Annotated in this window: 12 protein-coding genes and 1 riboswitch; of the genes, 5 read left to right on the plus strand and 7 right to left on the minus strand. The window is 40.1% G+C overall.

Annotation, left to right across the window (positions count from 1 at the left end; all coding sequences use genetic code 11):
* The first annotated feature begins 13 nt into the window (after positions 1-13).
* Positions 14-1,210, plus strand: coding sequence for a putative lipid II flippase FtsW (ftsW, locus tag ACT53H_RS09395; RefSeq protein WP_004795141.1), 1,197 nt, complete (start codon positions 14-16; stop codon positions 1,208-1,210).
* A gap of 49 nt (positions 1,211-1,259) precedes the next feature.
* Here the strand turns inward: ftsW and gluQRS are convergent, their stop codons facing one another.
* The 6 genes from gluQRS to ACT53H_RS09425 form a co-directional block, all read right to left on the minus strand.
* Positions 1,260-2,156, minus strand: coding sequence for a tRNA glutamyl-Q(34) synthetase GluQRS (gene gluQRS / locus ACT53H_RS09400; RefSeq protein ID WP_476009143.1), 897 nt, complete (start codon positions 2,154-2,156; stop codon positions 1,260-1,262).
* 1 nt (position 2,157) lies between these two features.
* On the minus strand, positions 2,158-2,694 hold the full coding sequence (dksA, locus tag ACT53H_RS09405) for an RNA polymerase-binding protein DksA (RefSeq protein ID WP_002121205.1): 537 nt from the start codon (positions 2,692-2,694) through the stop codon (positions 2,158-2,160).
* Between the two features lie 211 nt (positions 2,695-2,905).
* Positions 2,906-3,718 carry a 3',5'-cyclic-AMP phosphodiesterase gene (gene cpdA, locus ACT53H_RS09410; RefSeq protein WP_004795136.1) on the minus strand — a complete coding sequence of 271 codons (813 nt, stop codon included), beginning with the start codon at positions 3,716-3,718 and terminating at the stop codon, positions 2,906-2,908.
* A gap of 4 nt (positions 3,719-3,722) precedes the next feature.
* Entirely contained in the window at positions 3,723-4,349 is a 627-nt protein-coding gene (locus ACT53H_RS09415; protein ID WP_004795135.1) for an NUDIX domain-containing protein, read from the minus strand.
* A gap of 75 nt (positions 4,350-4,424) precedes the next feature.
* Complete coding sequence (thiC, locus tag ACT53H_RS09420) at positions 4,425-6,302, minus strand: phosphomethylpyrimidine synthase ThiC (protein WP_476009144.1); 1,878 nt, start codon at positions 6,300-6,302, stop codon at positions 4,425-4,427.
* Between the two features lie 88 nt (positions 6,303-6,390).
* Positions 6,391-6,525, minus strand: a riboswitch (TPP riboswitch).
* A gap of 34 nt (positions 6,526-6,559) precedes the next feature.
* A complete protein-coding gene (locus ACT53H_RS09425; RefSeq protein WP_476009145.1) occupies positions 6,560-7,642 on the minus strand; it encodes a hypothetical protein in 1,083 nt (360 codons plus the stop codon).
* Between the two features lie 111 nt (positions 7,643-7,753).
* On the opposite strand from ACT53H_RS09425, the gene ACT53H_RS09430 reads away from it, so the two are divergent.
* The 4 genes from ACT53H_RS09430 (at position 7,754) to phoU (ending at position 11,490) form a co-directional block, all read left to right on the plus strand.
* Positions 7,754-8,335 carry a TetR/AcrR family transcriptional regulator gene (locus tag ACT53H_RS09430; RefSeq protein WP_476009146.1) on the plus strand — a complete coding sequence of 194 codons (582 nt, stop codon included), beginning with the start codon at positions 7,754-7,756 and terminating at the stop codon, positions 8,333-8,335.
* Entirely contained in the window at positions 8,328-9,233 is a 906-nt protein-coding gene (locus tag ACT53H_RS09435; RefSeq protein ID WP_476009147.1) for a DMT family transporter, read from the plus strand. The genes ACT53H_RS09430 and ACT53H_RS09435 overlap by 8 nt, the downstream gene beginning before the upstream one ends.
* 81 nt (positions 9,234-9,314) lie before the next feature.
* The gene (abuO, locus tag ACT53H_RS09440) at positions 9,315-10,661 is read left to right on the plus strand and encodes a multidrug efflux outer membrane protein AbuO (protein ID WP_476009148.1); all 1,347 of its coding nucleotides are present in this window, start codon (positions 9,315-9,317) and stop codon (positions 10,659-10,661) included.
* 106 nt (positions 10,662-10,767) lie between these two features.
* A complete protein-coding gene (gene phoU / locus ACT53H_RS09445; RefSeq protein WP_151964613.1) occupies positions 10,768-11,490 on the plus strand; it encodes a phosphate signaling complex protein PhoU in 723 nt (240 codons plus the stop codon).
* Positions 11,491-11,796: 306 nt separating this feature from the next.
* Here the strand turns inward: phoU and ACT53H_RS09450 are convergent, their stop codons facing one another.
* A complete protein-coding gene (locus tag ACT53H_RS09450; protein WP_238612810.1) occupies positions 11,797-12,066 on the minus strand; it encodes an oxidative damage protection protein in 270 nt (89 codons plus the stop codon).
* Between the last annotated feature and the right edge of the window lie 3 nt (positions 12,067-12,069).

Here is a 12,069-nt window from a genome sequence, read left to right on the forward strand (position 1 = left end):
TTAGGAATGTAGTATGGCAGGCTTAGCTCAGACCACAATCCAGAAAATCAATCATTGGTATGAACGGATATTGCCTAAATGGCCAGCGGAAGTGACGCCACGTAATGTCCTGATTTTCTGTGTCGTTGCATTGTTGTGTATCGGTTCAGTGATGGTGGCGTCTGCTTCGATGCCCTATGCTGAATATATGCATGAAAACCCGTTTCACTATGTGATTCGTCATGGTATTTCGATTGTCGCTGCGGCTGTGGTGGCATATTTGACCTATCGGATATCACTCAATACGTGGTTTAAAAATACTTTCCCGCTGTGGCTGTTGACCATGGTTCTGCTGCTTGCTGCTTTGGTGGTGGGTTCAGAAGTGAACGGTTCTACACGTTGGATTAAGATCGGTGGCTTTACCTTACAGCCAACCGAGGTTGCCAAAGTCATGATGGCAATCTTTACCGCAGACTACGTTGTGCGCCGTGCCAAAGAAGTTCGTACTCATTGGAAAGGCTTATTACGTTTAAGTGGGGTCATGGCAATTACGGTTGGTTTGATTATTGCCGAGCCCGATTTGGGTGCTACGATCGTAATTGTATTGATGATGGTTGGGGTATTCTTTTTAGCTGGTGCACCGCCAACACAGTTCTTAATTATGTTAGGTGCGATTGTAACCGGTATCGTATTTTTGATCTTATTTGAGCCCTATCGTTTCCAACGTTTGATTTCGTTTACTGACCCATGGGCAGATCCATTAGGGGTGGGGTATCAGTTATCAAATGCATTAATGGCCTTTGGCCGTGGTGAATGGTTTGGTACAGGCTTAGGACATAGTGTCCAAAAGCTATCTTATTTACCTGAAGCGCATACTGACTTTATGTTGGCCGTGTTAGGTGAAGAGTTTGGTTTCTTTGGTATTTCTATTGTCATTGGTTTGTCTTTCTTGATGTTGGCATGCTGTATCAAAATTGGTCATCGTGCATTGAAACATCATTACCTTCGCGCAGGTTATTTGGCTTATGGCATTAGTATTATTTTCTTGCTCCAGATCTTGGTAAATGCGGGCATGAATATGGGTTTGATGCCAACTAAAGGTTTGACGCTGCCATTTATTAGTTATGGTGGTACATCTTTAATGATGTGTGCTGCGATGATTAGCTTGATCTTAAAGATTGATGCTTCAACCCAAGAAGTAAACCCAGAAAGGGAAGAATCAAACTTCTAGTTGAACATTTAGGCATGAGAAAACCCGATTTGATATCGGGTTTTTTTATTTATAGGTATGTTCCGCTGAGCTCTTGTCCATGTGGAATTAAATCTATATTCCACTGTGCTACAGCCTGCTTTAGCATAACTTTAGGCTGGTCTAAATCAACATGAGGCTGTCCCAATGCTTGTATGGCTTGTTGCAGCAATTGAGGCGCTTTAGATAAATCGAGTGCTTGAGCAAGGTTTTGCTTAGAGAGTTTTTGCCCTTGATCATTCATGGCGAGAGGAAGGTGCATATAGCTCAGTTTAGGGTATCCTAAGAGCTCGCCAAGCCAGATCTGACGTTCGGTGTTATCTAATAGGTCTGAGCCTCGAACGACATGGGTGATGCCTTGCAGATAATCATCCACGACGACAGCAAGTTGATAGTTAATAATCCCATCACGGCGTTTAAGAACAAAGTCTCCAAGGTCATGTTGTAGATTAGAACAATGATGCCCTTGCAGTCGGTCATCAAAACAGATTTGTTGATCTTTAACTTTTACCCGAATTGCTTGGTCTTTAAAATCAAGATTAAGATTGCGGCATGTTCCCGCATAGATGGCATTTGAACCCAGCATTTTGCGTGTACATTGACAAGCATAGATTAGACCCTCTTTTTTAAGTTGATCTAGTACGCTTTCATAAATGTCTAAACGGTTTTTTTGAAAAATGATTTCTGCATCGGGTTCGAACTGGAAGGCTTCCAGTGAGGTGAGTATATGCTCTTCACTGCCCGGATAAATGCGAGGGATATCTGTGTCTTCGACACGAACCAGCCATTTGCCTTGGTGAGCTTTAGCATCACAATAACTAGCGACGGCGGTAATGAGTGATCCAAAATGCAAAGGACCGGTTGGCGAGGGCGCAAACCGGCCTGAGTATGAAAAGCTAAGCTTCTCTTGAGTAGCTACAGCGGTCATATTAACCGTTATTTTGCTTCTCTTTAATTTCTGCCAAAGTTTTGCAGTCAATACATAACGTTGCAGTTGGACGTGCTTCTAAACGACGTAAACCGATTTCGATACCACATGTTTCACAGAAACCGTAGTCTTCGTTTTTAATTGCTTCCATAGATTGTTCGATTTTACGAATTAACTTACGTTCACGGTCACGTGTACGCAATTCAATTGCAAACTCTTCTTCTTGGGTGGCACGGTCATTTACATCTGGCAATGCAGTTGATTCGTCTTGCATCGTATTCAACGTACGATCAACTTCAGACATTAATTCAGCTTTCCATGCTTGCAGAATTTGTCGGAAATGCTCGAGCTGTCCTTCAGACATGTACTCTTCATTTTTCTTAGGTTGATAAGGTGCAATACCAAATAAACTTGCAGTTGTGCCTATGTCAGAAGTTTTAGGTTTCACTTTACGTGCACGTTTTGCAGAAGCTTTGTCACCTTCCACTACAACTTCTGTATGTTCATCCAAAACTTGGTTGTGGTTGTCATTCGCCATAATAGGGCATTCCTCATCATACACGTATTATCTATACGCAAAAAATATGGTGATATGCAAGTGTTTTTATAGAAAACCATCGATGGGATTTTCCCATCGGGTCGTCATCATATAGATTTTTCCTGCAAGATGATAGTCATTCCGCCTCGTAAATAATTTCAAAACATGTTTACCCTAGTCATAATTGCATATAAGCATATATAAAATAGAGCTAATAGCCTGAAATATTGGTATTTATAAGACCCTGAAAATTTTCAAGACGGAAGACTTCTGTTTCAAAACTACCATCGTTTTTTAGACGAATGTAACGGTAGCCGGGAGCATTTTGGTCTAGGGCAAACTCATTACTAAACGGTTTAAACTGAACGCTTGTTGAGGGGGTCGAGAAAAATTCGATCCCTTGCCAAGTGTTTAGTGAGTCTTGGTGAACGTGCCCGCAGAGTAAAGCTTTTACATTTTTAAATGGACCTAATGTGGTAAGCAAAGCATTAGAGTTTTGTAACTTGTGATGATCAATCCATTTGGACTTCATGGCAAAAGGATGGTGATGACAAGCCAATAAAACAGGGTGATCTGAAAATTCTTCGAGTAATGCCGCTAAATTTTGTAGTTGTTCTGGCGACAGGTGCCCATTGATCTGACCTTTTACTGCACTATTTAATAAAATAATGCGCCAGTTTCCTAAACAAATGACCACAGGTTCCTGATGATTTTCTTTATGTAATGGAAAATGATCAACGTTATCATGATTGCCCAGTGTCTGAAAAAATGGCAGACCTAAGGTTTGCATATATTGAATATAACGTTTGTAAGTAATAGGCGTTGGTGCTTGAGCCAAATCTCCAGTGTGGATAATGGCATCAGTTTCAGGATGTTTTTTTAGGATCTGTTGAATAATGGCATGAAAACTTTCTTCAGGATTCATCCCCACAAATTCTAAATGCGGATACTCCAATAGGTGGGTATCGGTAATTTGTATAATGACATGGTCTTTTTGTGAAAGTGTTGAGACTTGAAAAGTCACCGTCCTACCTCTTCGGGTTTATTATCGTTTTGCTGTGTTGGGCCAGCCATTGTAATGCCATAATGACAGGAGCATTTCTTAAACGTCCGCTGTCGAGTAGAGTCTGGATTTCACTATAATTAAATAAGTGCAGTTGAATATTTTCCCCCTCATCATCTACGCCAAAAACACCCCCTTCAGCGGGTAATTCAGTTTCGGCAACATAGAGATGAAATAACTCTGAGCAAGCACCAGCAGATGGATAAAAGCTAAATAGATGCTCTAAATTTTGAACTTCGCAACCTGATTCTTCAAGGCTCTCTCGTCGAATACAACTTTCTGGTGATTCATCACCATCTAACACGCCTGCAATTATTTCCAGCTGCCACGGTGATTGAGGATCATCTAAAGCCCCAACACGGAACTGTTCAATCAGTGCAAACTGTTGTTTTTGATCGTTGTAGAGTAGTACACCAGCTGCTTCAGGCCGATGAACGAGTTCACGCTGCAATACATGAGTATATTCAGATTGATTAAATAGACGATGTCGAAGGCTGACTTTTTCAACTTGAATAAAACCACGGAATAGAGATTCACGTGATGTTACTTCGACATCTTTAGATGTATAACTTGGACGTTCAACAATACTCATGATTCGGTCAGGACGAAATCTATTTATTTCATCCTAACCGAGAATCATGGCTAGGCAAGTGTTTTTTTTGAATATTTACACTTTGTGATACAGTTTTTGACCTTGCTCTTGATAAACCTCTTTCATCGCTTTGAGGCCTTCTTCAACCTCTGAATTGCTATTAGTGAGGTTGTTGGCATAGTCACGAACATTCTGGGTGATTTTCATCGAACAGAACTTTGGTCCACACATTGAACAGAAGTGAGCAGATTTATGAGCCTCTTTGGGTAAGGTTTCATCATGCATGCTACGTGCTGTGTCTGGGTCTAGACTTAAGTTGAACTGATCATCCCAACGGAATTCAAAACGTGCTTTTGACAAGGCATTATCGCGAACTTGAGCACCCGGATGTCCTTTAGCAAGGTCAGCAGCATGTGCCGCAAGCTTGTAGGTAATAATTCCGTCTTTAACATCTTTTTTGTTTGGTAAGCCTAAATGCTCTTTTGGTGTGACATAACAAAGCATTGCTGTGCCGTACCAACCAATCATGGCTGCACCAATTGCAGATGTAATGTGGTCATAACCCGGGGCGATATCAGTCGTTAATGGCCCAAGTGTATAGAATGGTGCTTCTTTACACACTTCTAGCTGAAGATCCATGTTTTCTTTGATCATGTGCATTGGTACGTGACCAGGGCCTTCAATCATGACTTGAACATCATGTTCCCATGCACGATGAGTAAGTTCACCTAGTGTTTTAAGTTCGCTGAACTGTGCTTCGTCATTTGCATCTTGAATACAACCTGGACGTAAGCCATCACCTAAGCTAAATGAAACGTCATAAGCTTTCATGATTTCACAGATTTCATCGAAATGAGTGTATAAGAAGTTTTCTTCATGATGCGCTAAACACCACTGTGCCATGATTGAACCACCACGAGACACAATACCTGTTAAACGGTTTGCTGTAAGTGGAACATAGCGAAGCAATACACCTGCGTGAATCGTGAAGTAGTCAACGCCTTGCTCAGCTTGTTCAATCAGTGTGTCTTTAAAGATTTCCCAAGTCAGGTCTTCAGCAACGCCATCAACTTTTTCTAATGCTTGATAAATTGGTACAGTACCGATTGGAACAGGTGAGTTACGAATAATCCATTCACGAGTTTCATGAATATTTTTACCTGTCGACAAATCCATAATGGTGTCGGCACCCCAACGGGTTGCCCAAGTCATTTTGGCAACTTCTTCGTCAATTGAAGAACCAAGCGCTGAGTTACCAATGTTGGCATTAATTTTAACCAAGAAGTTACGACCAATAATCATTGGCTCAAGTTCTGGGTGGTTAATGTTTGCAGGAATAATTGCGCGACCTTCAGCAACTTCTTGGCGAACAAATTCAGGTGTAATTTCTTTTAAATTTTTTGCACCAAAATTTTGTCCCTGATGCTGGCGCGTATCAACACCTTCACGCTGGCGCTGATTTTCACGAATTGCAATATATTCCATTTCAGGTGTGATAATACCTTGCTTGGCATAGTGCATTTGAGAGACATTTTTGCCAGCTTTGGCACGGCGTGGATTTTGAATGTGGGCAAAGCGAATATCTGCGGTACGGATATCTTTTAAACGTTCCTGACCAAACGTTGAAGTTAAGCCAGAAAGTACGTCAGTATCGTTACGTTCTTCAATCCAGTTTTGGCGAACTGAAGGTAAACCTTTGTCTAAATCAATTTGAACATTCGGATCTGTATAAACACCTGAAGTGTCATAGACCATAACAGGGGGATTATGTTCGCCACCAAGTCCGGTTGGGGTGTCGGTGAGAGAAATTTCCCGCATTGGAACCTGAATGTCAGGGCGAGAGCCTTCAATATAAACTTTTTTTGAAGCGGGTAAGATGCGAGTTAAATCTTTTGCATCTTGTTCATGTTGCGCTGAAATTTCAACAGAAGAGAGATTCGTTAACTGGTTCATTACATGATCCTTATGAATAACATCAACGAATCAAGCACGACCAAAAACGATGGCGGATTTATCTTTACTAGATAAATTTGAGGCTTTAGTTTTTAGATGGCTTGATTCCTACGCAGGTCTTAACCTGATCAGGTTCAACGGTACTTGTGATCAAACTTGTGTTGCGATAACACGAAATTTACACAATCTCAGCGAGCTATTACTCGCGCTCCGTCAAGCGAATTACAGACTAACATGATTTAGGTTGGCTGGCATTGTCAATTTGTATCTATACAAACCGCATCCATATGGCAGTCACGATAGACTTCTGTGTTCCATGGCGAATCAAATTTTAATAGCTGCTCAAGTTGTTCATGAGTAATCTGATAATTTGATTTTTTATCGCCATTTTTCTCAGTTAAATCTATTTTAAATTGCTTATTACGCTCCTCTACAGGCGTGGCAATAAATTTAAGAAATTGCTGGGCGGGTTTCGCTAAACTCGACTGGCTCTGTGTAGATAGAAAACGGATTTGTTGAAGTGCATCTTTATCAAACCATGTGTTCGGAGCATATTCATCTGACACAGGGGTGTTATCTAGACCAAAGAAAATAAAATAGCGATATTCGTTAAAGAGTAGTTTTGCATCACCAATAAAGTGGCTTTTTGGATATTTTTGAATAAATTTTTCCCAAAACAGCGCTCGTTCAGTAAGTTCTTTCCATGAAACAGCCAAAGCACCATCGTTATAGAAAATATCCTGATTGTCTTTCGCCATACGAGTTAAGAACTCTTTTTGGTCCGCGGTTAAGGCTTTAGAAAAAACATCGACTAGATAGTTTGGCTGACGTTGATAGGTAAACATGCCTTCGCCTTGATAAAGGAGGTCAATATAGGCTTCACCATTATGTTGAAGTAAATATTGGTCACGCGGGCTCAGTTGGGCGAAGAGCTTTTTCTGACTTTGAATAACCTTTTTAAGGTCTTGTTGTTTATGTTCTAAAACAGCATAGCCAAAAGCTTCAAACGCTCTACCTGTTTTTTCAGTGTAGTCTTGTTTAATAAAATGTTGATACATGGTTGTTGATGCATCCATTAGCTTAAGCTGTTCATCATTTTTTAACGAAGGAACACACGTTTTAAGCTTTTCATTAATTTGATTTAAGTCTTCTATTTTGCTGTTCTGATTAATCGTGTGCATAGCTACCATAATTTGTAAGCAGCTACTGTCTTGTTTTTGAGTTACCTTTTGCTCAGTTGATTTTTGCTCTTTAGATACAGTCTGATTTTGCTCTGATGTTTTATTACATCCAGCTAAAAGTAGTGCGCTGCACATACTCATCATTAGAACTTTTTTCATGATTATATTTTTATCGAAGTGAACATTGCTCAAATTATAACTCGGAAAAAGATTGCATCATTGTTAGAAATCTTTATTATTAGGTAGATCGGTCTACTTAATAGTAAAGCTATGAATGATAAATCTGCAAGACAGAAAATTCTCGATGCCGCTGCAACTTTGTTTTATAACGACGGCATTACTGCAACTGGAATTAACTCGGTTACGGCTAAAGCAGATGTTGCTAAAATGTCGCTTTATAATAATTTTTCTTCAAAAGGCGAGCTTGTCGATGCCTACATTGCTGCGCGTCATCAAGAATGGCTTGATCTCTACCAAAAGCGTTTAGAAAAAATAAAATCAGCTAAAGAAGCTATTTTGGCCGTGTTTGATGCCTATCAAGACCATGCGGAATTCGCCTATGAAAAAGGCTTTCGAGGTTGCGGGTTATTGAATGCAGCGGCTGAGTTTCCGGCGAATAGTGCAGGGCGAAGTTCGGTAAGACAGCATAAAGAAGAAGTCGAGGCTATTGTTGCTGAACATTTAAAAAAATTAATCACAGAGTCACAGCGGATTAGCTATGTGGCTACGCAGCTTTCTTTTCTTTTAGAAGGTTCTATGGCACGAGCAGGCTTAGAAGGAAATAGTCGTCAACTTCTATTAGCAAAACAAATGGCAGAAGACATTTTAAATAGAGAATGTCCACATGATTAGCCTCATTAAAAATAGTAGCTATGGGGGCACAATTGCGATTTTAGTTGCTTCCGTTTTGTGGGGAACAACAGGTACGGCTGCAGCATTTGCACCGACACTTGGCCCACTTGCTATTGGCGCTGTAGCGATGGGCGGTGGAGGTCTTTTACAAGCTTTGGTTGCATCACGAGCGATACGTGAAAACCGACAATTTATAAGAGAAAATCTTTTAATACTGTTTTTAGGTGTAGTGGCGGTTGGTATTTATCCTTTGGCTTTTTATTCCTCAATGCATTATGCAGGCATTACGATTGGCACCGTGGTTTCAATTGGTTCGGCTCCACTAATCGCAGCAATTTTAGAGCGATTCTTTGATCGCAAAGCTTTGTCTGCCATCTGGTTTCTAAGTTTTATTTGCGGTGTGCTTGGCGTAACAATGTTGTCGATGGGTGAAAGTCATGCGGTTCTAGATAGTACAAATCAATGGAATAAATACTTCGGTATTTTTCTTGGGCTTGTCGCAGCTACAACTTATTCACTTTATTCATGGGCTGCAAAAAGATTAATAGATCGGGGTGTTGAATCTAAAGCTGCAATGGGCATGATTATGGGTGGTGGGGCAGTTATTTTGCTTCCTACTTTGTTGGTTACAGGTGGAGGGTTATTACAAAGCTCAACCAATTTACTTGTGGCTGGTTATATGATGTTAATTCCTATGTTTTTGGGTTATTTACTTTTCGGATTTGGTCTAAAAACAGTAAATGCCAGCAAAGCGACGACCTTAACTTTATTTGAACCTTTAGTTGCTGCGATTTTTGCGATTGTGTTGGTGGGTGAGCATGTTTCATGGTTGGGTTGGACAGGCATGCTTTTGATTTTTATTTGTATTTTAATATTGTCAAAAACTGAGAACGCTTAAAAAAACTAAAACTTTTAATGGCTTGAGTTTGATTCGAATTTTTCTTAGTCTTAAAGGCAAGTTTTATCGTTGATTTGAACAATGAAAATAAAATTAATGGTCGCTGTTGGCCTTTGGAGTTTTGCATCTTCGAGTTTTGCTCTAGATTTGGTTGAGACTTATGAGCGCGCAAAACAAAATGATCCAACATGGCAAGCCAATCAACAACAATTTGAAGCAGATCAACTTAATTTAGGCTTGGCAACGGGAGCGTTATTACCCACCGTTACACTGTCTGGAAACATTACCCGTAATCGACAAACTGTAAAACGTTCAAACTTTCCGGGTGTTGACCAAGAAGGACTTTCTGATGCTTTGGTGAGTAATACTTCAACGACTCGGCAAGCGACCTTAACAGCACGTCAGCCATTGTTTCGAATGGATGCTTGGGAAGGTTATAAACAAGTTAAAACTTCGGTTGCCTTAAGCGAAATTACCTTGAGACTGCAAAAACAAGATCATGTTTTAAATGTAGCAGAAGCCTATTTTAATGTTCTGCGTCAGCAGGCACTCAGTGTGGCATACCTACAAGAAGAAAAAGCGTTGCTTGAGCAGCTTAATATGATGAATGCCAAACTTAAAGAAGGTTTGGTGGCGCGTAGTGATGTGAGTGAAGCAAATGCTCAATATCAAAATGCCAGAGCCAATCGTATTTCAACCAATGTTCAATTACTTTTGGCCCAAGAGCAGCTTTCTGAATATATTGGTTCTTATCAAGATAAGCTTGCTGTATTACGAAGTGACTTTAGTTTTCAAAAACCTTATCCAGCAGAACTTAATGATTGGATTTCTTTAGCCCAACAAAAAAATCTAAAGATCCAGCAAGCACGTTTACAACAACAATATAGTGAAGATCAGCGCCGTGTAGAAAAAGCCGCGCTTTATCCTCAAATAGATGCTGTGGCAAGCTATGGCTATACCAAACAAACACCAGAGACGCTCATTTCGACTGATGGAAAATTTGATCAGGTTGGGGTAGAAATGAACTGGAATTTATTTAATGGTGGGCGCACTCGAACATCAATTAAAAAAGCCACTGTAGAAGCCAATAAAGCGCAGGCACAACTTGATGCAGCCATCCGCCGTGCCGATGTTGATGTGAAAAGTGCCTTTATGCAGGTCGATACCGATCAAGCCAAACTCGAAGCAAGAAAGGCTGCAATGGATTCATCTTTTTTAGTTTCTCAAGCCTCGAAAGCGAGTTATAACGAAGGCTTAAAAAGTATGGTTGATGTTTTATTAGCGCAGCGTAATGCTTTTTCTGCAAAACAGGATTATCTTAATGCTCAATATGACTATTTATTAAATGTGCTCCGTTTAAAAGCTGCAGTAGGTCAATTAGGTGAAAAAGATCTGGTTGAGCTCAATAGCTGGTTAACGTATCAGTAATAAAAATGCTTTTATCTGAAATTTAATTTTGTCATAAAAACTTAATGATTGCTGTGTTTTAATGCTCAATCATTTTATTCCTGCGCCATCATGTTGGAGGCTTCCCTTGAGTCCAAGTAATCCGGTGTTAACCCATCATATTTCTTCTCAATTTAATGAAGATTTGCAAGATGTAAACACAAAGTTTATGACCATGGGTGGCTTGGTCGAGCAACAGGTTGCCAATGCAATTCATGCTTTACTTGATACAGATGCAAATTTAGCGATTGATGTTCAATTTAAAGATAATGCAGTCAACCAATATGAACGTGATATTGATGAAGGCCTGACGCTAATTTTAGCTCGTCGTCATCCAGCAGCGATTGACTTGCGTATGGTTATTGCCATGAGTAAAGCCAATACTGACCTTGAGCGTATTGGTGACGAAGCTGCAAAAATTGCCCGTATTGCCCAGAACCTTTGTGAAGAGGGTGGTTCGCCTCGTGGCTACATGGAAACACGTCATATTGGTAACCAAGTTCGTGTCATGATTCATGATGCTCTTGATGCTTTTGCACGTTTAGATGCAGATCAAGCTTTACGTGTACTTTTAGCCGATGCTGACATTGACCGTGAATATCAGTCAGCAACGCGCACATTAATGACCTATATGATTGAAGATCCACGCCATATTGCTCGTGTGATTAATGTCATGTGGGTTCTACGTTCTTTAGAGCGTATTGGTGACCATGCACGTAACATTGCTGAGCAAGTCATTTATATGGCAAAAGGCTTTGATGCTCGTCATACCAAAATTGAAGAAATTGAAGCTAAAGTCCACGAAAAGTAATCTTGAGCTGAAATATTTAAAAGCCTTGTTTAAAACAAGGCTTTTTTATTTTTAAAAATAATAGATAAAAAAATGTCCCGAACTTTGGGGGGAAGTTCAGGACAGAAAATCAAGTGCTTAAACACGACAGGGATCGTGTTCTTCTTGCTATGAATTGATATTAAGTTTTTTGCTTTTTGATGTCATGTAGAGTCCTGTTCGCTCTATGTAAGGCTTTTTATGCTTGTGTAAGTTTCACGTAAAAAAAGGCGGGTCTATGTGTATAGGACCCGCCTTTTTAATGATGAAGAAGCTAAAACAAACCGATTATTCTGGTTTCCAGCCTTCAGCTTTTTCTACGCTCTCATCATTGTTAAAGAACTTCTCACGTTGTTCTTCTAGGAACTTCTTCGCATCTGGTTCAAATACGTTTAAGCGTTTTTCATTAATCAGCGTAGTTTGGTGTTTTAACCATTCTTGCCATGCTTGCTTAGAAACATTTTCAAAAAAATCTTGGCCTTTAGTACCTGGGAAAGGAGCGAAGTCTAAACCTTCCATTTCCTTTTGATATTTGCGGCAAAATACTTGTCGACTCATGGT

The organism is Acinetobacter sp. DMC2 (assembly GCF_056314305.1).